Below are 23,932 nucleotides of genomic sequence, written 5' to 3' on the forward strand. Positions count from 1 at the left end.
GGCTAGTCCTTGTGCATGGTTTCAAAGGGGAATTCGTACTTGGTGTGGCCGAACTCCACGCCCTTCAATTCCGGACGATGCACGTAGATGTTGGTCATGTAGGAAAGCGGCATGTACACGGCCTGCTCATGCAGGGTGGTTAGAATGTATCTGTAGAGATCCTGCCGCTTTTTCTCGTCCACGCTGATGAGCGCCTCGCCGATCTTCCGGTCGATCTCCGCCTTCATGGGCAGACCCAGTTGCGCCTGGTAGTCGGCATGGGCGGGCTTGCGCATGGAGCTGCAGAAGGAGTGCGGGTCATAGGGAGCGCCCCAGGTATCGCCGAAGATCATGCCGAACTCGCCGGTTTTCTGGCGCGTGAGGAAGGAGTCCTTTTCCTCGCCCACAAGGCGGACCTTCATGCCGAGCCGCTTCAGGTCGCCCTGCATGACTTCGGCCACCGACTTCTGCAGGGCGTCGTTGCCGACAAAGCAAAGATCAAGGCACAGCTCCCGGCCGTCCTTGATACGGTACTGGTGTTCCTCGTCCCACTTCCACCCGGCAGCATCCAGCAGTGCGGCGGCCTTTTCCGGATCGAACGAGAACGGGGCCAGTCCCAGGTCGCAATACGGCGTCTCCGGGGAAAACAGGGTGTCGGCCTGGGGCTCCACGCCGAGGAAGATATGCTTGACGATGGCCCCCTTGTTGACGCCGTGCAGGATGGCCTTGCGCACGGCAAAGTCGTTGGTGGGAAAACGGTTGCTGTTGACGGCCAGCGTCCGTGTCGCAAAGGGAAGGGAGACACTCGTTTCCAGGTTCTTCATGGAAGCGTAGCGGGCAAAGGTGTCCAACCCGATCTGGCCGCTGCCATGGCCGCCGGAGCCGTAGATCAAGTCGATCTCGCCGGTGTCGAAGGCCACCGCCCGGCCGTCCGAGTCGGGAATGACCTTGACGACGAGACGCTTGAACAACGGCTTGTCCCCCCAATAGAGATCGTTGACCTCGAACAGGTCGTATTCCCCCTTGCGGATTTCGACCAGCTTCCACGGACCGGTGCCGATGGGCGCCTTGATGGCCTTGGAGGTATCGCCGCTCTCGGGGAACCCGGAAGGGGACAGGAAGCGCATGGGCCGAATGAGACAGAGTTCCTGCAAGGTCGGATAATACGGATTCTTGAGATTGAGCTGGAACGTATGGCCGTCGATGACCTTGGTGGAATCGATCTGGGCGATGAATTCAAGCCAGTCATGCCGCTTTGAGTTTCGCAACACGGCGTCGAAATTCATTTTCACCGCCTGGGCATCAAACGGGGTTCCGTCAGAAAAACGGACGCCCTTACGAAGGTGAAAAACATAGGATTTCCCGTCCGGAGAAATATCCCAAGACGTTGCCAGGCACGGCTGCACCTTTCCTCCCTTGCCGTAACGGACAAGAGATTCGTAGACCATGGCCTGCGCGAACATCTGATTTGGCGAATACGCATGAGGATTCAGCGGCCCCACGTTGGCGGACCATGAGTAACGCAGCGTGTCCGCGGAAGCGGCATGCAGCGCACAGGGGCATACAACAAAGGCGAACAACACAAGCACAATAACTTTACTGATAGCAAATGCCTTTTTCATGCAAGATTCCTCTATGTGTTGATTAAAACAGGGGATATAAATGAAATTCGTGCTACGATAAGTATGGAATCGTGTCAACTATCGCCCCGCTTCCCAGCCCTTTCCAACGCCATGCGGGAGACGATGACATTCAAGGTGCATAGCCGCCATAAGCGCCAGCGGATGCGGAAACTCGGAGCGCCAAAACGAGAAGGACTTCAATACCCAAAGAAAAAAACACCGAGGAATAACGAAAAAAGACCCACACTTTCGTGTGGGTCTTTCTGCTTTCAGTGGCGGAGCCGAAGGGACTCGAACCCTCGGCCTCCGGCGTGACAGGCCGGCGTTATAACCAGCTTAACTACGGCTCCGCTTTATGGACTTGACGGAAACTGGTCCCCGCCGCGTCGAGATGGCAATATGCCTATGGCGGGCCTGATTGTCAACAATATTTTCAAAAATTTTTAACCACTCTCAACATACTGTTTTATCTACAAATAGACAGCAGCTAGCCCGCCCAGAGAAGCCGTTTTCCCTTGCGACTCAGCCACCCCAGGGCAAGCCCCTTGTAATACAGCGCCACCGGGCCTTTTCCTTCGCCGCCCTGCAGGGCGCGGCCCGCGAAAAGCCCTGCCAGATCATTGATATTGTCCGTCGACACCTGCTCGGCTTCCGAGGGGTCGCCCAGGCGCGGCATGAGGCAGCGGGACAGGGAATCGGGCTTGAAGGCCAAAGTCTTTCCCTTTTCGCCGACCTTCCCCAGCGAAAACCCCTGCCAGCGCATGCCGCCCGGCGCGAGCTCCATGGCCCGGTCGTGGATGAACATGGCCTTGCCTCCAAAGGAATAGACGCGGCCCGGCGGCAGGCTCTGCTCCACCATGAATTCCCCGCCGCGAAAATCGCACAGCGCAATCCTCTTACCCGGCAGGGACGTTTTTTGCGCACCCTCCGTTGCCTCGACATCGGACGTGCCCCCCTCCTTGACGAACCGGGCCAGGAAAAAGCCCTGCCCCTCGGATTCGTCTGCCACGCGGAGCACGCCGTCCGCATCCGGAAGTTGCGGTTCGGAAAAGACGAACCCCTCAAAGGGTTCCAGCGGATCAAGCCGCAGATCGAGATGTTCGAGCGCCCAGCGGACCTGCTCCTCGTTTTCCTCCACATTGGTGGTGCAGGTGGAATACAGCACGCGCCCGCCGGGCCGGAGCAGGGAGGCCGCCTTTTTCAGGAGCGCTTTTTGCATTTCGACCATGGGCTCCACGCGGCTGCCGGTCCAGACGTCCCGGGCCTTGGGGTTGCGGTCAAGGGTTCCCCAGCCGCTGCACGGCGGATCCAGCTGGATGTGATCCCAGGACCGGGCGGGAAAGGCCAATTCCTGTCCCAGGCCGCGAACCGTGGCGGTATTGGCGGCACACACCTTCTTCAGGTTGGCGCGCAGCACCCCGATGCGGTCGGCTGACGGCTCGTTGGCAAAGACAAAGCCCTCGAGCCCAACCATATCCGCGAGCTGGCTGGTCTTGCTGCCCGGTGCGGCGCACATGTCCAGCACGCTCGCCCCGGGCGGCGGCGCAAGGGCCAGCGGCGGCAGCATGGAGGAACGGTCCTGTATGTACAGACGGCCGAACCGGGCCGCCAGGGAGGAGCCCAGCGGGAACGGTTCGCTGGTCAGCACCCGGGCCAGGGGGTGGAATGGCTCGGGCTCGAAGGAGAATCCCTGGCCCCGAAGCAGATCCTCCACGAGAGGGATTTCATCCGGAGTGCAGACCAGACGGAAGCTGCGGCGTATATCGGTCATGTTGGTATCCTGAAACAGATTTTACTTGTGATGGTACCGGTACAGGCTTATGCACCCGGTTTCAAGTCCAGGACGGCTTTGCAAGCCGCAAAAGAAACTGTTACATATGGCTCCCGCTTGAGAAGCGCGACAAAAAAGCCATCAACCATACGGGTGCACACCCGCTTTTTTCGGAGGAATACATGTCCCATATTTCGACTGCCGTGCGGTCCCTCACCATAGCCGCCTTCGCCGTACTCCTTCTGGCGGCGGCCGCCGCCGCCCAGGATGTGAAGACCTATCTGGTGCTTCCGTTCGAGTACAGCGGCCCCGCAAAATACCAATACTTTTCCAAGGCTTTCCAGGCCGACCTGAACAATCGCCTGGAATGGGCCGGCCATTTCCTGCCGGCGCAGGGCATCGACCCCTCGGGGCTCAAGCACCCGACCAACGAGTCGAACGCCATCCAGATGGCCGAATCCCTTGGCGTGGATTACATTGTCTGGGGTGGCATTTCCATCATCGAGAAAGACTCCACCATCAGCATGAAGGTCCAGGGCAAAAACGGCGACAAGTGGAGCAACAAGGGCCAGATGCCCATGAATGACATCTCCCCCTGGCTCAAGGAATCGGCCAGCGCCGTTATGGGCGACGTCTACCAGCGCCCGGGCTACGGCCAGACCGGCGAGCAAAAGCTGGAGGCAAAGCAGAAATCATCCTCCTCCGGCCCCAAGGGATCCAACTTCCTTTCCGGGGACGGCAGCGACCAGGCCAACAACTACGGAGCCAAGACTCTGAACCCCCAGTTCCGCTATGAAGGCGGCGTGGACACCCCGGGACGCTGGCGTAGTCAGACTTTCCGGTTCCCGTCCATCAACATGGTGGTGGGGGACGGCGACGGCGACGGCAAGAATGAAATATTCATCCTGGAAAAGCACAAATTGCACGCCTTCCGTTATGAGGAAGGGAAACTCGCCCCGCTCAAGACCTATGAACTTTCCAAGACCTATCTGGCATTTCGCCTTTCCCTCATCGACGTCGACCGGGACGGCACTGATGAATTGGTTCTCTCCGGTTTCAAGGACGATCTGCCCCTGTCCTATATATTTTCCTTCAAGGGAGGGGGATTCTCCATTGTGGCCGACAGGGTGCGTCTGTTCCTCGGGGTGCTGAATCTCCCGCCGACCTTCCGCCCCGTGCTCGTATGCCAGAAAAAGGGCTACCGCGATTTCTTCGACAAATACATGTACGAGGCGATCTACAGCAACGGCGAGGTGAAAGCGGGCAGCAGGATCAACACGGCCCCCTTCTCCAACATCTTCAATACCTGCTACGTGCCGGATGGGGACTCCTACAAGATTGCCGTGCTCAACGAATTCCGAAGGCTGCTCACCTTTGCCTCCACCCTGGAGCGGCAGGCCGAAACCCAGGAAAGCTACAACACCTCCTCGGTGGTCGTTTCCTATGAGGACATTCCCCTCGGCATGAGCACCTCCCCCACCAAAGGGCTGGACTCGTACCTGTACATCCCCATCCGCATGACGGCAGCAAACCTGTCCCAAAAGAACAAATTCGAACTGCTGGTCAACAAGGACATCACCGTGGCCGGCGCCATCTTCGACCGCTTCCACAAGTTTGCGCAGGGCGAAATCCACGCCCTAGTCTGGGACGGCGTGGGCATGAACCTGGCCTGGAAGACCCGGCGCATCAAGGGCACCGTGGTGGACTACTGCGTGGTGGACCTGAACAACGACGGCAAAAAACAGCTCGCGGTCCTGGTCAACACCTACCCGGGCGATCTGGGCTTCAAATTCCGGAAGACCCTCGTGGTCACCTACGAACTGGACATGTAAGCACAAGGCCCGGCCGGGAAAATCCTGGCCGGGCCATTCTCCCCTCCCCATCGCTCCCCACTTTTCATAATACATTGATGACCCGGTCCACCGTTTGCGATATGCTTACGGCCTGTGCGGCATCCAAAGGACAAATCATGAACAAGGTGCAATTCGTTGAAGTCTCTCCGGCAGAGGCAGGGCAAAAGCTTCTGCAGTTCCTGGAACGCAGGCTGGGCCACAGCGTTCCCAAGACAGCCATCCTGCGCTGGATCCGCAAGGGCGAGGTGCGCGTGGACAAGGGCCGCAAAAAGCCCTTTGACCGTCTCGAGGCCGGGCAGACCGTACGAATTCCCCCCTTCCATCAGGACGAAGCCCGGTCCAAGGAAACCTCCACCCGCCCCCTGGACATTGTCCTGAACAAAAAGGGAATCCTGGCCATCAACAAGCCCTCGGGCCTGCCCTCCCACGGCGGGGAGGGGCAAAAGGATTCCGTGGCCGCACGGCTGCGGGGCCTGTACGCCGAGGCCGAATTCACCCCTTCCCTGTGCCACAGGCTGGACCGCGACACCTCGGGGCTGCTCCTGGCCGCCTCCAGCTACGAAAAGCTGCGCGAACTCAACGACCTCTTTGCCTCGGGCAAGGTGGGCAAGGTTTACCTTGCCTGGGTGCACCGGCAGTGGAAGGAGCCGGGGACCGTCATCCTGGAAGACTACATGGAAAAGCGCGGAGAAAAGGGCGAGGAAAAGGTCTGCACCGGTTCGGGCAAGCAGGCACTGGCCGAGGTGGTCTGCCTGGATTCACGCCGAGAACGAAGCCTGCTGGCCGTAAAGCTGATCACGGGCCGCACCCACCAGATCCGCGTGCAGCTGGCCTCGCGCAAGCATCCCATCATCGGCGACCGGAAGTACGGCAAGAAACGGGACGAGGGCCCGCTCATGCTCCACTGCTATTCCCTGGCCCTGCCCGGCCTGCAGCTTTCCCTGCCCCCGGATTGGAAGGACAAGTGGCAGGTGGAAAAACACATGCTCAAGTCGGCCGAAAGCCTTGCCTGAGCACTGTCGTAAGACTCCCGCAGAGCCCGAATGGGCATAGCCCGCTTCAGTGAATGTCGAACCGGAAGGGAACCCTGATCCGGTATTCCACGGCCCGGCCATCCCGCATTGCGGGCCGGAAGCGCCACTGCTTCAGGGCGGCCACGGCCCTGTCCTCGAACACCCCCTCGGGCTCGGAACGCACAACCTCGATGCAACGTGACCGACCGTCCGCCCCCACCAGACAGGAAAGCAGCACCATGCCGCCCACGCCCTTGCGCCGGGCGCGGGCCGGGTACCCGGGGCTGACCTGATGCACGGGCACGGGCAGGCTGTCCACGGCTCCGATTCCCGGAAGCTCGCCATCGCCCAGTCCGCCCTTTCCACGGGGAATTCCGTGCCGGCTGCCCTCGGCATCCGTTGCGGACAAACCCTCACGTCCCCCAGCAGGCGTATTTCTTTCACTGCTTTTGGAACCATTTGTTTTTGCAGAAGAATGATTCTTTTCCGACGATTCTTTTTTTGTCAAAACAACACGAGAAGGGGCAGACGCGTGTGTCGCGGCATTCCGTGGCGGGGCGGATTTTTGGGGAGCTGTCCGACGGGGTTGCGCCGTATCGATACGTCCGGATTCCGCGCGCACGGCTGCGGGCAGCCCGGAGCCGCCCAGGCCGGGAGCGCCCCAAAGGGTCACGGAATAGGAGCTCCAGCGCGTGGAGAGATCCACGGTCCCGGCACCGGCCATGACCACGGCCACCAGCAGGCAATGGGCCGCCAGCGAGCACAGCACGCAGGCATGGAAAACCCAGCGTCCGGTCCCCTTCGGCATTGACAGATTCCGTATCGTACGGCTAAGCATTCGCATTCATTCGGCTCTAATGCGCTCAAGCATGGGATGTCAAATGATGCAATGTGATCCTTCGGGTCCCTGCGTGCAGGGATAATTGGGAAGTCCGGTGAAAAACCGGCGCTGGCCCGCAACCGTGAGAGGGGACGAAAACCGCAGCAGCCACTGGGCAACCGGGAAGGCGCGGCAAGTAGCATGATCCTCGAGCCGGGAGACCAGCCTGAAGGAAATGGTTCACGGCTTCGAGGCAAAGCCGGTGGATGGACGGCGCTCGTTCGCCGTCGCGTTTCTTTCCGAAACCGCCACCTCTCGAAGCCTCCTCTTCCACTGCACGAAGACGGAGGTTCTTTCATGCGTGCTGTTTTACTGGTTCTTTTCCTGACTCTTTTCCTGCCTGCGGCTGCCCTCTGCGCGGGCAACGATCCGGACGGGGTGGAACTGCCCGAATATGTAGTCACGGCAACCGCCACTCCGGCCCCCACCCGGGACGTGCCGGTCAAGGTCCAGGTCATCACTTCCGAGGACATGGAGCGCTCGGGCGCCACCGACATTTCCGACGTGCTGGCCCGCTACGTGCCGGGACACTTCCACAAGTACGGCGAAGACTATTCCACCATGGGCCTGCGCGGCTTCCGCACCAACGCCTTCGGCTCGGACATGAAAAGCCGCACCCTGGTGCTCATCGACGGCATGCGCGCGGGCACGGGCCGCATCAACGTGCTCTCCCTGGACAATGTGGAGCGCATCGAAGTGGTCAAGGGTCCGGGCTCGGTCATCTACGGGGGCTCGGCCATGGGCGGGGTGGTCAACATCATCACCCGCAAGGGCCGGGGCGACATCTCGGGCAAGATCGGCGCGGAATACGGCACTCGGGATCACTACCGGCTGCACGGCCAGGCCGAGGGCGCAAAGGATGACGACCTGCTCGGCTTCAGCGTGGGCGCGCACATCGAATCCCAGAACGACTTCATGGACGGCCACGGAAACACCATCGAAAACTCGGACATGACCGACGCCGGGGTGTCGGCCAGCCTGAGCCTGCGGCCCTCCCCGGGCCAGGAGGGCAACCTGGTGGCCATGCTGGACAGGTCCCGCAAGGGCAGCCCCGGAGCCCGCACCATGCCCAGCTCCACGGACGAAAGCGAAAACACCTATGCTCGCCTTGCCCTGGATTACGGCCAAAAGGCGGGGCCCGACACCTGGGGCTGGAAGGCCAGCGCCTACGCCGTGGACTACGAATGGAACTGGAACCGGGGAGAAACCGTCAACGACACCTTCACGGGCGGGGCCAAGGGACTGCTGGACATCCCCACCGGCGAGTTCGGCATGCTCACCACCGGAGTCGAATACGGACGCATCACCGAAGACCAGGAAGGCACGGTATACAACCCCAACACCCGCTACGACACCTATGCGGGCCTGGCCGAGCAAAAGCTGGAACTGGGCGACTTCACCCTGTACCTGGGCGGCCGCTATGACTACTACCGCCTGAGCATGAGTGCTGCGCCGTCGGTCAGCGTCACCGACGCCGACACCCGCAGCTTCTCGCACCTGAGCTGGCGCGGGGGCGCGGTCTACGACGCCACGGACTGGCTGGCCCTGCGCGCCGCCGTGGGCACGGGATTCCGCGCACCGGCCGCCAACGAGCTGGCCGGGACCTACACGGCCTCGGGCATGACCTTCACGGGCAACCCGGACCTCAAGGCCGAGACCTCCACCACCTATGAAACGGGCGCGGACCTCTACTTCGACAACATCAATGCCGGAGTGACCCTGTTCTACACCCGCAGCGACGACACCATCGTCTCCACCGGTTCCTGGCCCAACTACTCCTACGACAACATCGACGGAATGGACCTGATGGGCCTGGAGGGCACGATCAACGCCAAGTACGAAACCAGCCTGCTGGACACGTCCCTGCTCTTCAAGCCCTACCTGAACTGGACCTCGTACCTGCACCGCAAGAACCGGGACGAGGACAGCGTGCGCGACAACGGCACGGACATCCCCCTGTACGTTTCCGACGTGAGCGCCACGGCGGGCCTGTCCACCTACCTCGGCAAGCGCTGGATCCACGACCTGTCCATGACCTACACGGGGGACCAGAAGGTCAGCTACGGCAACGGCACCCACAAGGACGGCTTCTTTGTCTGGGCCACCCGCCTGACCTTCAAGCCCACGGAGCGCGTTTCCACCTATCTGAACGTGGAAAACCTGTTTGACCACTCCTATTCCTACGTGGATAACTACCCCATGCCTGGACGAAGCATCCAAGTGGGCATGGAATACAGCTTCTAAATACAGACAGGGCCCCGGCAACGGGGCCCGCATCAAACCCATGACGCACCGCATCGAACACACCGCCGACCATGTGCACGTCGCCCTGGACCGGCCCAGGCGCATCCTGAGCAGCGCCGTGCTCGGCGGCGGCTTCACGCGCGCCTCCCACATCCTCAACCTGCGGGTGGAGGAAAACTTTCTCGGGGAAAAGGATTTCGAGAATCCGGAGCACGCCCTGGCCCGCTACGCCCAAAACCAGGGCTGGAGCGGCGCGGTGGTGGGGCTCATGACTGCGGCCTCCATGGACTCGTTCCGGGCCTGCACCCACGAGGAACAGGGCATTTCGGTCACGGCGCTGACCACCTCGGGCCTGTCCAATGCGCGCTGCGCCGGCGACCCGGCCGACTGCCACGGCCTCCTGCCCCCGCCCGGCACCATCAACACCGTGCTGCTCACCAACGTGGCGCTCACGGATGCGGCCATGGTGGAGGCGCTGCTGGTGGCCACCGAGGCCAAGAGCGCGGTGCTGCGCGATATGGGAATCCAGAGCAGGGCATCCAGCGCCATCGCCACGGGCACGGGCACGGACGCCCTGGTGCTGGTCAGCGGCGAAGGACCGCCCTCGGCCCGGTTCTGCGGCAAGCACGTGCTGCCCGGCCAGCTCGTGGCCACCACGGTCATGCAATCCCTCAAGGAGTCCCTGCAATGGTATTGCGCGCACTAAGGGCACTGGCCCTGGCCGCCCTGCTGCTTGCGGCGGCGCTTCCCTGCCGGGCCGGGCAGAAACGCTATGTTTCCCTGGCTCCGAGCATCACGGAAACGGCCTATGCCCTGGGCATGGGACGCCTGCTGGCCGGGACCCCGGAATTCAGCAACCATCCGCCCGAAGCCCTGGAACTGCCCAGGGTGGGGTCCTACTTCAACCCCAACCTGGAAAAGATCCTGGCCCTGAAGCCGGACGGCTGCCTGGCCCTGAAGGACTCCACTCCTCCGGCCACCCTTGAGCGCCTGCGCGCCCTGGGCATCGATGTGTTCCTGTTCCGGGGCCAGACCATGGAGGAGCTGGCCCGCTCGTTCCGGGAGCTGGGGGAATTCATGGGCGCACCGGAACAGGGACGGCGGGCCTCGGCCCGGTTCCTCGAGCGTATCGATGCGGTCCGCGCACGGACCGAGGGTCGGCCCAGGCCCCGTGTCCTGTGCATGGTGCAGAGCTCCCCCATGATCATCGCCGGGAAGAACACCTTCATCGGCCACGCCATCCGCGCGGCGGGCGGCGAACCCGTGGCCCCGGGCTCCACCCAGTGGACGCACATAAGCCTGGAGCAGGCCGCGGGCCTCAGGCCCGACATCATCCTGGCCCTGGATCACGGCCGAATGCCGAAGAAAAACCTGAAAACCGCCCTGCCCCGAAATACCCGAATCTTCAGGGTGGACCCCGACCTGCTGGGGAGGCCCTCCCCCAAGCTGGCCGACGCCGTGGTTTTCCTTGCAAATCTCTTTCATCCCTATTAATTACCGTCTCCACAACCCTGTCACTTTCACCCCCTTGCTTCTCTCCTGCATTTGGGGATATATTAGAGAAACTCTAGAAATTATCGTGGAGGCCCCATGCGACTTCTCCTGATTCCGGTCGTGGTCATCGCCCTGTGCGCGTCCATGTCCATGATGCAGGGTTGCACCGTCTACAAGGCGGCAGTGGATGAGCGCAACATCGGCACCATTGCCGATGACGAATCCATCACCCTGACCATCAAGAAAGATTTCCTGGCCGACGACCTGATCAAGTACCTGGACTACGACGTGGCCAGCTACGAAGGCCGCGTCTACCTCATGGGCGAATACGAAAGCCAGGCCCAGGTGAACCGGGCCATCAGCCTGGCCAAGAAGGTGGACGGCGTCCGCTCCGTGACCACCTACCTGCTGCCCAAGCGGGAAAACGACACCTGCGGCACCACCGACAACCTGGAGCTTTACGCCCGGGTGAACCAGAAGCTCATCGAAGACAAGGAGATCTGGTCCACCAACGTGGACGTCTACACCGTGCAGTGCAACGTGGTCCTGGTGGGCATCGTGGGTTCGGCCACGGAACGCAACCGGGCCATTGCGCACGCCAGGAGCGTTCCCGGCGTGCGCAGCGTCAAGTCCTACCTTAAGGTCAAGTAGCCGGAGCGAAAAATGAACTCTTCGAGGGCCGTTTCCTTTCGCCAGCCAGTGCGGATCGTTGCGGCCCTTTTTCTTTTGTGCAGCCTGGCGGCCTGCTCCTCCATGAACAGCTACCTCCCGGACATGGGAGGGGAATCCCCGGACCGCCAGACCTACCGCAAGCCCACCGCCAAAGAGGCGGGCGTCATCAAGACGGCCCGGTCCGTGAAGGGCAGACGCTACAAATGGGGCGGCGACTCCCCCGCCAAGGGATTCGACTGTTCGGGCCTCATCTTCTGGGTCTACCGAAGCCACGGCATTCCCGTGCCGCGCGTCTCCTGGGAGCAGTACAGGGCCGGACGCTTCGTGGAAAAGGGAGACATCCGCCCCGGCGACATCGTCTTCTACAAGGTGCAGACCGGCAAGAGCATCCATGTGGGGATCGTCACGGAAAAGGGCACCTTCATCCACAGCCCGCGTTCGGGCAAGGGCGTCACCGAATCGGACATGAACAATCCCTTCTGGCGGGAACATTACGTGGGGGCGAGACGGCTGCTATAATCCACTGGGTAAAAGCGAACTTTTCGTGTACAAGGCCCCCATGGATATCCACTGGCTGGTTCAGGAATGTCGCGACCCCGTGACGCTGCAGAGACTGTTCTATTTTGAACGGTACTCCTGGCTGGCCCTTTCCCACGACATGGCCGCCGTCATCTCCACGGACGGCATGTTCGAGGACCTGAACACCCACTGGGAAATGGTCACCGGCCACAGCCGCGAGGCCATGCAGCAGTCCTATCTCATCGAATACATCCACTTCGACGACCGGGAAAAGACACTGGCCGAGCTGCAGGCCCTGATCACCTCGGACATCGCCTCCACATCCACCACCTTCCGCTTCCGGTGCAAGGACGGCGAGCACCGCAGCCTGCACTTCAACGTCATCTATTCGCCCGACCACGAGGCCTATTTCTGCGTGGCCCGCGACATCGGAAAAGAAGCCGACGCGGACAAGCTGGCCTACAAGGACGCGCTCACCGGCCTGCCCAACAGGCTGGCCCTGGACAAAGACCTGCCCGAGATCCTGGGCCGGGCCAAGGACGTCGGAACGGGGGTAGCCGCCATGTTCATCGATCTGGACGGCTTCAAGGAAGTGAACGACACCCTGGGGCACAAGGCCGGGGACAGCCTGCTCATGCGGGCGGCCCAGCGCATGCGGCAGTGCGTGGGCGACGGGGGATTGGTCTACCGCCTGGCCGGGGACGAATTCATCATCCTCGCTCCCCGCAGCGGGGAAAGAACCCGGGCCTCGGACCTGGCCGCCCTGCTCCTGAAGGAGCTGAGCGCCCCCTACCGGATCGAGGAGGACACGGTCCAGGCCTCCGCCAGCATCGGTCTGGCCCTCTTCCCGCAGGACGCGGGCATTCCCGTGGCCCTGCTCGACTGCGCGGACAAGGCCATGTACCACGTCAAGCGCCACGGCAAGAGCAACTTCACTTTTTTCGGGGCGGCCTTCGCGCCTACTTGTACTTGCCCATGATCTTGTCGTACTCGCCGCTGGCCTTGATCTTGGCCAGGCCCTCGTTAAACTTCTTCACCAGGTCGGCGGTGCCCGGGAACTTCTTGGAAAAGAGCACGTACATGTCGTCCTCGCGCAGGGGGGTCTTGGAGGCCGCGAACTTGTCCACTTCGCCCGGGAACATCTTCTTCAGGGTTTCCCAGACCACCAGTTCGTTCTCCACCACCACGTCCACGCGGCCCGCCTGAAGCTTCTTGAGGGCGGTTTCCAGGTCGTTGCTCATGTCCATGTTGATGCCGGCCTTTTCAAAAATACCCACATGATAGTAGCCGCGAATGCCGGCGACATTCAGGCCCTTCAACGAATCCAGTCCCTTGTAGTCCCAGTCGCCCATCTTGCTCTTGAGGTAGAAGAAGGGCTCCGTGGAACGCTGCACCGGGTCCGAAAAATAGGCGAAGGCCTCGCGTTCGGCGTTCTTGCCCCAGGGGAAGGAACCGGCGACTTCGCCCTTTTCCACCAACACCTTGCTCCGGTTCCACTTGTAGTAGTCATACTTGACGTCCATGCCCACGGCCTTCATGGCCGCGCGCACCAGTTCCCCGGTGGCCCCGTTGTTGGGCATGTTTTCGGAAACGAACGGCGCCCATTCCCCCTCGGCAAAGACCACGGTTTCCGCCGCGGCCAAGGCCGAGAAGCCGAACGCCAGCATCATGGCCATCGCAACTATCCACAACGTTTTTCTCACAGCTCGCTCCTTGGTTGGAAATTCTGGATTACCATCGTTATAGCACCCGGTTCATCGGGCGACATTATTATCTCCGTTGATCCTCGGGACCTCGCAGGCGACTGCTTTATAATATCATCAGCATTGGCCCCCACCTATATTGTGGAGTATGAACCCGACCAAGCTGTTGTTCCGAATCCTTGTTTCAGCCGGGGCAGCCCTCCTGCTCCTGGCCGGAACTGTTTGCGCCCAGGGCCCGGTGACCCTGGCCATCAACACGTGGCCGCCCTATATTGAAAAGGACTCCCGGACAAGAGGCCTGGCCACCGAGATAGTGCTGGCGGCCCTGGAAGAAGCGGGCATCCAGGCCAAAATCGAGATCGTGCCCTGGGCCCGGGCCCTGGACGGGGTCAGGCACGGCCGGTTCACGGCCTCCTTCCCGTGGTACGACACGCCCGAACGACGCACCTACGCCCTGTTCACCTCCCCCATCCTGCACAGCCGCAACGTCTTTTTCTACCGCAGGGACCGCCATGAAAAAGTGAACTATGAAAAGCTCACGGACCTCCATGGATACAGCATTGCCGGAATGCTCGGCTATTTCTACGAGCAGGAGTTTGCCGAGGCCGAGCTGAACGTGCTCTACGTGAAAAATTCGAAGATCGCCTTCACCATGCTCCAGGCGGGCCGCGTGGACCTGGTGCCCCAGGACGAGATCGTGGGCTGGCGGGAAATCAGGACCCTGTTCCCCGAAGACGCGGACCGCTACGCCACCACGCGCAAGGCGCTCCGGGAGGCTCCCGGATACATGATCATCTCCAAGAAGGATCCCGAGGGGCAAAGGCTGCTCGAGGCCTTTGAAAAGGGACTGGCCGCAATCAAGCAGTCCGGGGAATACCAGGCAATCCTCGACCAATACCAGGACCAGGGCGTGGAGGGACCATGACCGCCACGGGAAAGCTGTTCCGGCCGCTCTGCCTGGCGCTCCTGCTGATCGCAACAATCCCCTTCGCGGCCCACGCCTTTGAGCAGCCCGTCACCATTGCCGTGAGCTATTGGCCGCCCTACCTCGAAAAGGACGACCCCACCCAGGGCATGGCCTCCGAACTGGTGGTCAAGGCCCTGGGCGCATCCGGCATCAAGGTGCGATTCGTTTTCGTGCCCTGGGCCCGGGCCCTGGACGGGGTCAGGCACGGAACGTTCGCGGCCTCCTTTCCCTGGCTGATCACCTCGGAACGGCAGAACTTCGCCTGGTTCAGCCAGCCGATCATGCTCATGCGCTATGTTTTTTTCTATCGCCGGGACAAGCACAAGCGCATCACGTTCCAGACGCTTGAGGAACTGCGCAGGTACTCCATCGTAGGCATGCTGGGATACTACTACGAACGCCCGTTCCTGGAGGCGGGGCTCAACGTGGACTACAAGCTCAACGGGGACATCGCCTTCCGCATGCTGGAGGCGGGCCGCGCCGACCTGCTGGCCGAGGACGAGGCCGTGGGCTGGTACCTGCTCAAGAAAGACTACCCCCAGGCCATCGACATCTTCGCGTCCACCCGGCCCTTCATGGTCATGCCCGGGCACCTGATCGTTTCCAAAAAGCTCCCGGACGGACAGAAGCTTGTGGAGGCCTTTGACCGGGGGATGCAGATGCTGCAGGGAACAGGCGAATACGAACGAATCGTGGGGCGCTACCGCGCCAAGGGGGTGCCGGAGCCTTGATCAGAGCCCTCAGCGTCCTCCTGTTTCTCTTCCTGAGCACAGTGCCTGCCATGGCGCAGGAATCGGTCACCCTGGCCGTCGACATCTGGCCTCCCTACGTCACCGGGCAAGGCGACAATGAGGTCGGCGGATTCGTCACGGACATCGTCAGGCAGGCCTTTACCGCCACCGGAATGAAGACCGAAATATCCTTCTCCTCCTGGAAGCGCTGCATAGAGGGAGTAAAACACGGGGAATTCACGGCCTCCTACCCGTGGTACGACATTCCGGAACGCCACGAATTCGCATTGTTTTCCGAACCGATATGCCGCCTGCGCTACTCGATCTTCTACCGCAGGGACCGTTTGGGGGAATTCGATTACCAGAACATTTCGGACCTCAAGGAATACACCGTTGCAACCTTGCGCGGCACCATCGGCGAGGTGCTGCTCAAGGAAGCCGGAGTGAAAGCGCTTTACCCGCTGACCCCGGACCTCTGTTTCCGCATGCTTATGGCGGGCCGCGTCGATATCGTCGTTGAAGACCTGGCCGCCGGCAGGGCTCTTATCCGCAACGACTATCCGGACATGATCGGCAAGATCGCCACGGCAAAGAAGCCCCTCAAGGATGATCCGGCCCACCTCATCGTTTCCCGAAAGAACCCCGCCGCACAACATATCGTGGAACGGTTCAACAGGGGCCTGGAAGTGCTCCGGGAGAGCGGCGAGTATGACATGATCCTCAAGTCGTACGACGTTCAGGAACTGGGAAAAGGGCAAACCCGGAACTCCATAATCATGCATTGAATATGGATTTATACTACACACAGGCGTTGCGCGGGCCTATAGTGGCTCCCATGTCTCACCCCGCATCTGCAAAACGGCTTTGCGCCGCTGCCATCCTCTTCGCCATTCTGGTGATCATGGCGCCCGCGCACACCGCCGCCCAGGAGCGGCAGCCCACCCTGATGCTGGCCGTGGGGGAATGGGCTCCCTATGTTTCCGAAAACAGCGAGGGATACGGCTTTGCGGCGGAGATCGTCATCAAGGCGTTCCGTGCGGCGGGACAGGACGTGGAGCTGGTGTTCATGCCCTGGGCCCGCAGCCTGGAGCTGGTCAAGCGCGGGGAACTCCCGGCCACCTTCCCCTGGTACATGAATACGGACCGGGAGCTGTTCGCCTGGTTTTCGGAGCCCATTTTCCGGGAATGCAGCGTGTTCTTCTACAAAAAGGATCGCTTCCCGGATTTCAGATTCCAGTCCCTGGAAACGATGCGGCAATACCGCGTGGGCGGCGTCGACGATTACGGATACCTGCCCCTGCTCAAGGAAAAGGGGGTTCTGGATTCCGTCTCCCACGTGGACCCGCAGGGCATGCGCATGCTGGAGGACGACCGCATCGATTTCCTGGCCCAGAACATTGTCCGGGGCTGGTACACCATCGAGGAGCTGTTCCCCGACAAGAAGACGGAATTCGCCACCTCCGACCCGTTCATGAAGGATGACGCCATGGGTCTGCTGGCCTCCAGGCGGCACCCCCAGGGAAAACTCGCCCTGGCCCTGTTCAACAAGGGGCTCATAATCATCAAAAAAAACGGCACGTACCGCGCCATTTTAGAAAAGCACCACATGTGCCGCCTGCTGGGGAATTAATCCTTGGTCCCGGCGTAGGTGAAGGCGCCCTTGTTCATCTTGATGAAGCTGCCCTTGTCGATGCCGATGGCCTTGCCGCAGGCGCACCAGACCTTGCCGTCACGTTCCTCCATGCACCAGACCTTGCGGATGCGGTCGCGATGGCAGCGGAGCACCTCGCCCGGCCCGATCTTGTAGTATTTCCACAGCTTCCTGCGGCAGGAGGCGCACTTCACGGTCAGCATCCCGTTGCCCTACCCCATCTCCGGAAAAAACAAAAGAATGCCTCCGGCGGCAAAAGGGCTAAGCCCTTTTGAATCCTGGATTGTGAGGCCGCCTTTGTCCCTCGCTTTGCTCGGACCAAATCCGACCTCACGGAATGCTCAGAAACAGACTGCTCCAAGGCTGTCGAGAAGGGTATGGATACGCGGAGTAAAAAAAAGGGAGTCCCGACGTGTATTCTGCATACACGAGGGATTCCTCTTTTTTGCAACGACAAAGGAGACGTGCCCTTATCGGCAGCCTTGCTAGACCTTTTCGAAACGAACGGTATCGATAGGCGGAAAATCATCGAGATTCTTGGAAAAGCCCGCCTGAAGGAAAGAATCCACCCACCAGAAGATATTGTCCGAGCGCACGCCCTGGCGCAGCTTGCTCATCATTTCCCTGCGCTCGCGCTTGTCCCAGTGCACGGCGCGGTTCACGGCCCGGGCCACCCCCTCCAGGTCGTAGGGGTTCACCAGATAGGCATGCTCCTGCATCTGGGCCGCGGCCCCGGCAAACTCGCTGAGGATGAGCACCCCGGTCTCGGAGACGTTGGCCGCGCAATATTCCTTGGCCACCAGGTTCATGCCGTCGCGCAGGGGCGTGACCAGGGCGATGTCCGCAGCGGCGTAATAGGCCACCAGCTCGTCGTGGGGGAAGCTGCGGTAATGGTAATGGATGGGCACCCAGCCCGGGAAGGAAAACTCGCCGTTGACCCGGCCCACGAGCAGGTCGATCTCGTCGCGCAGGTCGCGGTATTCCTCCACGTCCTCGCGGCTGGGCACGGCGATCTGCACGAAGTTGATGCGCCCCTTGAGATCCGGAAAACGCTTGAGCAGCTGGCGGATGGCCAGGATGCGCTCGGGAATGCCCTTGGTGTAGTCCAGCCGGTCCACGCCGAGGATTATCTTGCGGTGTTTGAGGGCCTCGCGCAGTTCAAAGGTCTTCCGGACCACATCATCGCGCTGGGCCAGCTCGGCAAACTGATTGAAATCGATGCTGATGGGGAACGCCCCGACACGGAACCCGCACCGGCTGTCATTGGCCGAGACCACGGCCCCGTCGCCCTCCACCGAGCACTCGGGCATGAAATGCTGCACGCAGCGGATGAAGTTCTCGCGGTCCTGCATGGTCTGGAACCCCACCAGGTCGTATTGGGTCAGGGCCTGGATGATCTTCCAGCGCCAGGGCAGCTTCATGAAGATATCCGGGGTGGGAAACGGGATGTGCAGGAAAAAGCCGGTGTTGCGCTTCACGCCCATGCTCTTGAGGAAAAAGGCCTGGTGCATGAGGTGGTAGTCGTGCACCCAGATGTAGTCGTCGACCGTGGTGTGGCGGGCCACCTGCTCGGCGAACTTGAAGTTCACGTCCAGGTAGCTCTGCCAGTACTGGGGGTCGAAACGGCAGCGGGTCTGCAGGTCGTGAAACAGGGGCCAGATGACCTCGTTGGAAAACCCGAAATAGTACCCCTTGACCTCTTCCGGGGTCAGGGGGACTGTGCGCAGCTCATACCCGGCCTCGGCCGAGAACTCCTCCAGCAGGGGTTCGACGTCCAGATCGGGGTCGGACGCCCCGGACCAGCCGATCCACACCCCGCCGCGATTGCGCAGCACCGGGGCCAGGGCCGTGACCAAACCGCCCGCGCCGGGCTTGACGGTCCATTGGTCGCCCTCCTTTTTCAGGGCGGCGGGAAGTCGGTTGGAGACAACGATGAGACGTCTGAGTCCGGGTTCCATGCAATGCTACTCCGGTTTCGCTGGATTGGAAAAATCAAAATCTTTTACCACTCTACAGTATCTACCGGGGTTCGGCACGCTTGGCAAGGCTGCGGGCGCGGGGAAAAGGGAAAAATACCCGGGCCAGGTGTTGACAACCGCCCCGAGCTGTTTATCTTCCCACAATTGCCCCGAATTCCGACGCCCTGACGGTCATCGCCAGGGCGAATATTTCGAATAAAGGAGACTGACATGGCACTGAAACCGTTACATGATCGCGTTATCGTCAAGCGGACCGCAGAAGAGGAAACCACCGCCGGAGGCATCATCATCCCGGACTCCGCCAAGGAAAAGCCGCAGGGCGGCGAAGTCCTGGCCGCAGGCCCGGAATGCAAGAGCCTGAAGGCCGGCGACGCCGTGCTGTTCGCCAAATACGCGGGCACCGAATTCAACAGCGAAGGCGAAGAACTGCTGATCATGCGCGAAGACGACATTCTGGGCGTCTTCAAATAACCACCAAGACGAACATTCCGAGGAATTACAATGGCTAAATCTCTGGACTTCCAGGAAATCGCCCGCGAGGGCCTGAAGCGGGGCGTCAACACCCTGGCCGACGCCGTGAAAGTGACCCTGGGCCCCAAGGGCCGCAATGTCATGATCGAAAAGACCTGGGGCGCACCGCAGGTGACCAAGGACGGCGTCACCGTTGCCGAAAAGATCGAGCTCGAAGGCAAGCTCGAAAACATGGGCGCCCAGATGGTCAAGGAAGTGGCCTCCCGCACCAATGAAAACGCAGGCGACGGCACCACCACCGCCACGGTGCTGGCCCAGGCCATCTACAACGAAGGCGTGAAGCTGCTGGCCGCGGGCCGCAACCCCATGTCCATCAAGCGCGGCATCGACAAGGCCGTGGAAGCCGTGGTCGCCGAGCTGGACAAGATCGCCAAGCCGGTCAAGAAGACCTCCGAAATCGCCCAGGTGGGCACCATCTCCGCCAACGGCGACGAATCCATCGGCAACATCCTGGCCGAGGCCGTGGACCGCATCGGCCATGACGGCGTCATCACCATCGACGAGGCCAAGGGCATGGAAACCGTGCTGGACGTGGTGGAAGGCATGGAATTCGACAAGGGCTGGCTCTCCCCCTATTTCGTCAACAACCAGGACAAGCAGACCTGTGAATTCGAAGAGCCGCTGCTGCTCATCTCCGAAAAGAAGATCAGCAACATGCGCTCCCTGCTGCCCATCCTGGAAAAGGCCGTGCAGGCCAACAAGCCGCTGGTCATCCTCACCGAGGACCTGGAAGGCGAAGCCCTCTCCACCCTGGTGGTCAACGCCATGCGCGGCACCATCAAGGTCTGCGCCGTCAAGGCCCCGGGCTTCGGCGACCGCCGCAAGGACATGCTCCGCGACATCGCCATCCTCACCGGCGCAACCGTGGTTTCCGACGACCTGAACATTTCCCTGGAAGGCCTGGAACTGAACGACCTGGGCACCTGCAAGCGCCTCATGGCCACCAAGAAGTCCACCACCATCGTGGACGGAGCCGGTGAAAAGGAAGCCATCAAGCGCCGCTGCAACGAGATCGAAGGCCAGATGAAATCCTCCTCCAGCGACTATGACCGCGAAAAGCTCCAGGAACGCCTGGCCAAACTCATGGGCGGCATCGCCGTGATCAAGGTCGGCGCGGTCACGGAAGTGGAGATGAAGGAAAAACGCGACCGCGTGGAAGACGCGCTGCACGCCACCCGCGCCGCGGTTGTGGAAGGCATCGTCCCCGGCGGCGGAACCGCCCTGGTGCGCGCCGCCAAGGCCATGGACAAGCTCAAGGCCGTGGACGACGACGAACTTGCCGGCATCCAGGTGGTGCGCAAGGCCGTGGACGCTCCCCTGCGCCAGATCGCCTGCAACGCGGGCATGGAAGGCGCCGTGGTCGTGGAGCACGTTCGCGAAATGAAGGGCTCCAACGGCCTCAACGCCGCCACCGGCGAGTACGAAGACCTGATCAAGGCCGGTGTCATCGACCCCAAGAAGGTCGTGCGCACCGCCCTGCAGAACGCGGCTTCCGTCTCCGGCCTGCTGCTGACCACGGAATGCGCCGTGGCCGAGGCCGTGGAAGAAGACTAGCCAACACCAGTACCATCACGGGGGCCGGGATTTTCCCGGCCCTTTTTTTTTGGAAAATCATCTTTGTGCCCCCAGCCTATTTAGGGTATATATGGGAGGGTAACCCCCTGTACGACATGGTTTTGCGGAGGAAAACAACGCTTCCGGGAGCGCCATGAAACTGAGCGACGTCATGGATATTGCCCGCCTGAAGGGGCTGCTTCAGAGTATCGAACCGGTCTTCGGGATTCCGTGCGTCCTGGCGGAGGCCGATGATCCCGTTTTTTCCGCCCGGCATCCCCGGCTCTGCTCCCTGTGCCAGGAACGCGCTGCCCGGGAATCCGAGGACTGCCGGGAACGCGAGGAGGAACAGGAGGCAAAACTCCGGTCCGGCGAACCGGTCACCCGGAAATGCCCGCTGGGCCTTCATTGCATCGCCCTGCCCATCATGGTCCGGGGGGAATATGCGGGAGCCGTCGTGGCCGGCCCGTACCTGACGAATCCATCCGACGAAAGCGCATTGCGCACCTTCTCCCAGGACAACGGAATTTCTCCGGAAACACTGCTGGCCGCCCAGGAAGGCCTGCCTGTCATGGACGAGAACAGGCTGCTGAAGCTGGGGGCCTTTTGCCGGGAAATGGCCGAGAGCGCGGCGCAGATGTGCCGGGACTCCCTGCGGATCGCCGAACTACAGACCGCCATGGCCGAGGAAGGCAGGGCTCTGGAATGCGAGGTCACGGAACGGACCCTGGAACTGGAACGCATCGAGCGCCGGCTCAATGCCGCCCAGAACATCGCCAAGCTGGGCAGCTTCGAACGCGACCTGATCGGCGGGGGCGGCTGGTGGTCCGACGAGGTCTACCGCCTCCTGGGCTATGAGCCGGGCGAAATCGAATGCCTCCAGGAAAATTTCAACAGCCACGTCCACCCCGAGGACAAGGACATGTTCCTCAAGGTCATGGACGACGGACTGACCCGGGGCGAGCCCTTCAACATCGAGTTCCGCGTCATCACCAAGCAGGACGAACTGCGCTGGTTCTATGCGCAGCTCTACGTGGACAAAGTACGACTTCGGCACCCCGATCAAGTACCGAGGAGCCTTCCGGGACATCACCCGGCGCAAGCGCGTCGAGGACGAGCTGCGCAGCGTCAACAGGCTCCAGCAGCTGATCCTGGACAACAGCATCATCGGCATCGCCCTGGTGCGCCACCGCCGTTTCGAATGGGTCAACCAGCAGGCTGCGGACATGACCGGTATGTCCGTGGAGGACATGACCGGCTCGCCCACCCGGGTGGTCTACACGGACGACGAGCAATACGAATATCTCGGCAGGACCGCCTATGCCGCCCTGCGCTCGGGCAACAGCTACGACGCGGTCTTCCCGTTCATGCACCAGACCAGGGGATCCATGTGGTGCCGGTTCGTGGCCACGGCCCTCAATCCGGAAAAGCCCGAGGACGGCTCCATCTGGATGTTCGAGGACATCCACGAACGCCGCGCCGCGGACATCGCGCTTCGCAAGTCGCGCAAGGAACTGGAATCCATTTTCGAAAACTCCCAGGTGGGCATCATGTTCCTCCGCGACGGACGTTTCCTGGTCCGCGCCAACCAGCGCCTGGCCGAAATCTTCGGGTATGACTCGCCCGAGGAGATGGAAAACCTGAGCATGCGCGCGCTCCACCTGACGGAAAGGCACTACCGGGACTTCGGGGAGCAATACTACAGCAAGCTGGTCCTCGGCGAGCAGACCCAGATCGAATACAGGATGCGCAAAAAGGACGGCTCGGCCGTGTGGTGCTCCCTGTCGGGCAAGGCCGTGGACACCCAAAAAACCATCGACCTGGACAAGGGCGTCATCTGGGTCATCGAGGACATCACGGTCCGCAAGAAGGCAGAGGCCGCCCTGCGGCTCAGCGAGCGGCGGTTCCGGGCCATCTTCACCCACGCGGGCGTGGGTATCTGCACCATCGACCGGGAAGGCGTCCTCCACCGGGTCAACCACCGGATCTGCATGCTCATGGGCTACGAGGAATATGACCTGCTGGGCATGAACGTCAAAGAGATCATCCACCCGGACGACTTCAGCCAGGATGCGGAACTGCGCCACCGGCTCTGGATCCGAGACATCCCCATGTTCGTGCGCGAGGAGCGGTTCGTGCGCCGGGACGGCAAGGTCCTCTGGGGACGAATCACCACCACGGTGGTACGCGCCGACGACGAGACCCCGCAATACCTGCTGGAGGTGATGGAGGACATCACCGAGCGCAAGCGCCTGGAATCGGAACTGGTGCGCCTGGCCCGCACCGACTCGCTCACGGGCCTCAAGAACCGCCATTACTTCATGGAGCGCGGCAACGAGGAGTTCGAACGCTTCCGGCGGTACGGAACGCACATGTGCGCCATGCTCATGGACATCGACCATTTCAAGAACATCAACGACACCTACGGCCACCACCTCGGCGACCTGGTGCTCAAGAAACTGGCCGCGACCTGCGAAAACATCCTGCGCAAAACCGACGTGTTCGGACGCATCGGCGGCGAGGAGTTCGCCATGGTCCTCGTGGAACTGGACCTGGACACCGCCCACGAAATCGCCGAGCGCATCCGCCATGAAGTGGAAAATACGGTGGTGGAGACCGAGGAGGGCGACATCCGGTTCACGGTCAGCATCGGGGTCACGGACCTGCGCGAGGACGACGCCAACCTGGAAAAAACCATCCAGCGCGCCGACTCCCTCATGTACGAAGCCAAGCAGACCGGCCGCAACAAAGTGGTGAAGGGATAGCAGG

Annotated in this window: 22 protein-coding genes, 1 tRNA gene, 2 pseudogenes and 1 riboswitch; of the genes and pseudogenes, 17 read left to right on the plus strand and 8 right to left on the minus strand. The window is 61.5% G+C overall.

Going from position 1 to position 23,932, the window contains the following annotated elements:
* Positions 1-2: 2 nt before the first annotated feature.
* The 3 genes from nikA to FGL65_RS00150 form a co-directional block, all read right to left on the minus strand.
* A complete protein-coding gene (gene nikA, locus FGL65_RS00140) occupies positions 3-1,601 on the minus strand; it encodes a nickel ABC transporter substrate-binding protein (protein WP_147818681.1) in 1,599 nt (532 codons plus the stop codon).
* Positions 1,602-1,874: 273 nt separating this feature from the next.
* Positions 1,875-1,951: transfer RNA gene (locus FGL65_RS00145), tRNA-Asp, on the minus strand.
* A gap of 137 nt (positions 1,952-2,088) precedes the next feature.
* On the minus strand, positions 2,089-3,372 hold the full coding sequence (locus FGL65_RS00150; protein WP_147818683.1) for an RsmB/NOP family class I SAM-dependent RNA methyltransferase: 1,284 nt from the start codon (positions 3,370-3,372) through the stop codon (positions 2,089-2,091).
* A gap of 182 nt (positions 3,373-3,554) precedes the next feature.
* On the opposite strand from FGL65_RS00150, the gene FGL65_RS00155 reads away from it, so the two are divergent.
* Together FGL65_RS00155 and FGL65_RS00160 are read left to right on the plus strand one after the other, a co-directional pair.
* Positions 3,555-5,204, plus strand: a complete 1,650-nt coding sequence (locus FGL65_RS00155; protein WP_187170465.1) for an FG-GAP repeat domain-containing protein — start codon at positions 3,555-3,557, stop codon at positions 5,202-5,204.
* A 137-nt stretch (positions 5,205-5,341) separates the two neighbouring features.
* A complete protein-coding gene (locus FGL65_RS00160) occupies positions 5,342-6,238 on the plus strand; it encodes a pseudouridine synthase family protein (RefSeq protein ID WP_147818687.1) in 897 nt (298 codons plus the stop codon).
* Between the two features lie 46 nt (positions 6,239-6,284).
* Here FGL65_RS00160 and FGL65_RS18095 read toward each other — a convergent pair whose 3' ends face one another.
* Positions 6,285-6,647, minus strand: a complete 363-nt coding sequence (locus FGL65_RS18095) for an energy transducer TonB (RefSeq protein ID WP_187170466.1) — start codon at positions 6,645-6,647, stop codon at positions 6,285-6,287.
* A 475-nt stretch (positions 6,648-7,122) separates the two neighbouring features.
* A riboswitch (cobalamin riboswitch) is annotated at positions 7,123-7,302 on the plus strand.
* A 113-nt stretch (positions 7,303-7,415) separates the two neighbouring features.
* Between FGL65_RS18095 and FGL65_RS00170 the strand changes: the two genes are divergently transcribed.
* The 6 genes from FGL65_RS00170 (at position 7,416) to FGL65_RS00195 (ending at position 13,026) form a co-directional block, all read left to right on the plus strand.
* Entirely contained in the window at positions 7,416-9,362 is a 1,947-nt protein-coding gene (locus FGL65_RS00170; protein ID WP_187170467.1) for a TonB-dependent receptor plug domain-containing protein, read from the plus strand.
* A gap of 40 nt (positions 9,363-9,402) precedes the next feature.
* On the plus strand, positions 9,403-10,068 hold the full coding sequence (locus FGL65_RS00175) for an adenosylcobinamide amidohydrolase (protein WP_147818693.1): 666 nt from the start codon (positions 9,403-9,405) through the stop codon (positions 10,066-10,068).
* Positions 10,050-10,856 carry an ABC transporter substrate-binding protein gene (locus FGL65_RS00180; protein WP_147818695.1) on the plus strand — a complete coding sequence of 269 codons (807 nt, stop codon included), beginning with the start codon at positions 10,050-10,052 and terminating at the stop codon, positions 10,854-10,856. The genes FGL65_RS00175 and FGL65_RS00180 overlap by 19 nt, the downstream gene beginning before the upstream one ends.
* 96 nt (positions 10,857-10,952) lie before the next feature.
* A complete protein-coding gene (locus FGL65_RS00185) occupies positions 10,953-11,507 on the plus strand; it encodes a BON domain-containing protein (RefSeq protein WP_147818697.1) in 555 nt (184 codons plus the stop codon).
* Positions 11,508-11,519: 12 nt separating this feature from the next.
* Positions 11,520-12,047, plus strand: coding sequence for a C40 family peptidase (locus FGL65_RS00190; RefSeq protein WP_147818699.1), 528 nt, complete (start codon positions 11,520-11,522; stop codon positions 12,045-12,047).
* A gap of 40 nt (positions 12,048-12,087) precedes the next feature.
* A complete protein-coding gene (locus FGL65_RS00195; RefSeq protein ID WP_147818701.1) occupies positions 12,088-13,026 on the plus strand; it encodes a sensor domain-containing diguanylate cyclase in 939 nt (312 codons plus the stop codon).
* On the opposite strand, the gene FGL65_RS00200 is transcribed toward FGL65_RS00195, so the two are convergent.
* Positions 13,007-13,723 (minus strand): substrate-binding periplasmic protein, encoded by a 717-nt coding sequence (locus tag FGL65_RS00200; protein ID WP_147818703.1) that lies wholly within the window; start codon positions 13,721-13,723, stop codon positions 13,007-13,009. The two genes, FGL65_RS00195 and FGL65_RS00200, sit on opposite strands and share 20 nt — an antisense overlap.
* Before the next feature lie 175 nt (positions 13,724-13,898).
* On the opposite strand from FGL65_RS00200, the gene FGL65_RS00205 reads away from it, so the two are divergent.
* The 4 genes from FGL65_RS00205 to FGL65_RS00220 are packed head-to-tail and all read left to right on the plus strand — an operon-like array spanning position 13,899 to position 17,078.
* Positions 13,899-14,675, plus strand: a complete 777-nt coding sequence (locus FGL65_RS00205) for a substrate-binding periplasmic protein (protein ID WP_147818705.1) — start codon at positions 13,899-13,901, stop codon at positions 14,673-14,675.
* Positions 14,672-15,448, plus strand: a complete 777-nt coding sequence (locus FGL65_RS00210) for a substrate-binding periplasmic protein (protein WP_147818707.1) — start codon at positions 14,672-14,674, stop codon at positions 15,446-15,448. Before FGL65_RS00205 ends, FGL65_RS00210 begins: the two co-directional genes overlap by 4 nt.
* A complete protein-coding gene (locus FGL65_RS00215; RefSeq protein WP_147818709.1) occupies positions 15,445-16,233 on the plus strand; it encodes a substrate-binding periplasmic protein in 789 nt (262 codons plus the stop codon). Before FGL65_RS00210 ends, FGL65_RS00215 begins: the two co-directional genes overlap by 4 nt.
* A gap of 50 nt (positions 16,234-16,283) precedes the next feature.
* A complete protein-coding gene (locus tag FGL65_RS00220) occupies positions 16,284-17,078 on the plus strand; it encodes a substrate-binding periplasmic protein (RefSeq protein ID WP_187170468.1) in 795 nt (264 codons plus the stop codon).
* Here FGL65_RS00220 and FGL65_RS00225 read toward each other — a convergent pair.
* Together FGL65_RS00225 and FGL65_RS00230 are read right to left on the minus strand one after the other, a co-directional pair.
* Positions 17,075-17,302, minus strand: coding sequence for a hypothetical protein (locus FGL65_RS00225; RefSeq protein WP_147818713.1), 228 nt, complete (start codon positions 17,300-17,302; stop codon positions 17,075-17,077). The two genes, FGL65_RS00220 and FGL65_RS00225, sit on opposite strands and share 4 nt — an antisense overlap.
* A gap of 282 nt (positions 17,303-17,584) precedes the next feature.
* A complete protein-coding gene (locus FGL65_RS00230; RefSeq protein ID WP_147818715.1) occupies positions 17,585-19,057 on the minus strand; it encodes an alpha,alpha-trehalose-phosphate synthase (UDP-forming) in 1,473 nt (490 codons plus the stop codon).
* Positions 19,058-19,288: 231 nt separating this feature from the next.
* On the opposite strand from FGL65_RS00230, the gene FGL65_RS00235 reads away from it, so the two are divergent.
* The 3 genes and pseudogenes from FGL65_RS00235 to FGL65_RS18725 form a co-directional block, all read left to right on the plus strand.
* Positions 19,289-19,549 carry a co-chaperone GroES gene (locus FGL65_RS00235; RefSeq protein ID WP_147818717.1) on the plus strand — a complete coding sequence of 87 codons (261 nt, stop codon included), beginning with the start codon at positions 19,289-19,291 and terminating at the stop codon, positions 19,547-19,549.
* 30 nt (positions 19,550-19,579) lie between these two features.
* A complete protein-coding gene (gene groL, locus FGL65_RS00240) occupies positions 19,580-21,163 on the plus strand; it encodes a chaperonin GroEL (protein ID WP_147818719.1) in 1,584 nt (527 codons plus the stop codon).
* A 172-nt stretch (positions 21,164-21,335) separates the two neighbouring features.
* A pseudogene (locus FGL65_RS18725) lies at positions 21,336-21,791 on the plus strand (PocR ligand-binding domain-containing protein); the annotation flags it as partial.
* Positions 21,792-21,830: 39 nt separating this feature from the next.
* Here the strand turns inward: FGL65_RS18725 and FGL65_RS18105 are convergent.
* Entirely contained in the window at positions 21,831-22,064 is a 234-nt protein-coding gene (locus FGL65_RS18105) for a hypothetical protein (protein WP_187170625.1), read from the minus strand.
* Between FGL65_RS18105 and FGL65_RS18730 the strand changes: the two are divergent.
* Positions 22,032-22,139 (plus strand): annotated as a pseudogene (locus FGL65_RS18730) (hypothetical protein); the annotation flags it as partial. The gene FGL65_RS18105 and the pseudogene FGL65_RS18730 sit on opposite strands and share 33 nt — an antisense overlap.
* Positions 22,140-22,182: 43 nt before the next feature.
* Positions 22,183-23,928 carry a sensor domain-containing diguanylate cyclase gene (locus FGL65_RS00250; protein ID WP_147818723.1) on the plus strand — a complete coding sequence of 582 codons (1,746 nt, stop codon included), beginning with the start codon at positions 22,183-22,185 and terminating at the stop codon, positions 23,926-23,928.
* Positions 23,929-23,932: the final 4 nt, after the last annotated feature.

The sequence above is a fragment of the Salidesulfovibrio onnuriiensis genome (assembly GCF_008001235.1).
Classification (GTDB): domain Bacteria; phylum Desulfobacterota; class Desulfovibrionia; order Desulfovibrionales; family Desulfovibrionaceae; genus Pseudodesulfovibrio; species Pseudodesulfovibrio onnuriiensis.

Bases quoted from the DNA above. Each gene is read 5' to 3' on its own strand.
- nikA (WP_147818681.1), bottom strand. From the start codon at position 1,601: ATGAAAAAGGCATTTGCTATCAGTAAAGTTATTGTGCTTGTGTTGTTC.
- FGL65_RS00150 (WP_147818683.1), bottom strand. From the start codon at position 3,372: ATGACCGATATACGCCGCAGCTTCCGTCTGGTCTGCACTCCGGATGAA.
- FGL65_RS00155 (WP_187170465.1), top strand. From the start codon at position 3,555: ATGTCCCATATTTCGACTGCCGTGCGGTCCCTCACCATAGCCGCCTTC.
- FGL65_RS00160 (WP_147818687.1), top strand. From the start codon at position 5,342: ATGAACAAGGTGCAATTCGTTGAAGTCTCTCCGGCAGAGGCAGGGCAA.
- FGL65_RS00170 (WP_187170467.1), top strand. From the start codon at position 7,416: ATGCGTGCTGTTTTACTGGTTCTTTTCCTGACTCTTTTCCTGCCTGCG.
- FGL65_RS00175 (WP_147818693.1), top strand. From the start codon at position 9,403: ATGACGCACCGCATCGAACACACCGCCGACCATGTGCACGTCGCCCTG.
- FGL65_RS00180 (WP_147818695.1), top strand. From the start codon at position 10,050: ATGGTATTGCGCGCACTAAGGGCACTGGCCCTGGCCGCCCTGCTGCTT.
- FGL65_RS00185 (WP_147818697.1), top strand. From the start codon at position 10,953: ATGCGACTTCTCCTGATTCCGGTCGTGGTCATCGCCCTGTGCGCGTCC.
- FGL65_RS00190 (WP_147818699.1), top strand. From the start codon at position 11,520: ATGAACTCTTCGAGGGCCGTTTCCTTTCGCCAGCCAGTGCGGATCGTT.
- FGL65_RS00195 (WP_147818701.1), top strand. From the start codon at position 12,088: ATGGATATCCACTGGCTGGTTCAGGAATGTCGCGACCCCGTGACGCTG.
- FGL65_RS00200 (WP_147818703.1), bottom strand. From the start codon at position 13,723: ATGGCCATGATGCTGGCGTTCGGCTTCTCGGCCTTGGCCGCGGCGGAA.
- FGL65_RS00205 (WP_147818705.1), top strand. From the start codon at position 13,899: ATGAACCCGACCAAGCTGTTGTTCCGAATCCTTGTTTCAGCCGGGGCA.
- FGL65_RS00210 (WP_147818707.1), top strand. From the start codon at position 14,672: ATGACCGCCACGGGAAAGCTGTTCCGGCCGCTCTGCCTGGCGCTCCTG.
- FGL65_RS00220 (WP_187170468.1), top strand. From the start codon at position 16,284: ATGTCTCACCCCGCATCTGCAAAACGGCTTTGCGCCGCTGCCATCCTC.
- FGL65_RS00225 (WP_147818713.1), bottom strand. From the start codon at position 17,302: ATGCTGACCGTGAAGTGCGCCTCCTGCCGCAGGAAGCTGTGGAAATAC.
- FGL65_RS00230 (WP_147818715.1), bottom strand. From the start codon at position 19,057: ATGGAACCCGGACTCAGACGTCTCATCGTTGTCTCCAACCGACTTCCC.
- FGL65_RS00235 (WP_147818717.1), top strand. From the start codon at position 19,289: ATGGCACTGAAACCGTTACATGATCGCGTTATCGTCAAGCGGACCGCA.
- groL (WP_147818719.1), top strand. From the start codon at position 19,580: ATGGCTAAATCTCTGGACTTCCAGGAAATCGCCCGCGAGGGCCTGAAG.
- FGL65_RS00250 (WP_147818723.1), top strand. From the start codon at position 22,183: ATGCGCAGCTCTACGTGGACAAAGTACGACTTCGGCACCCCGATCAAG.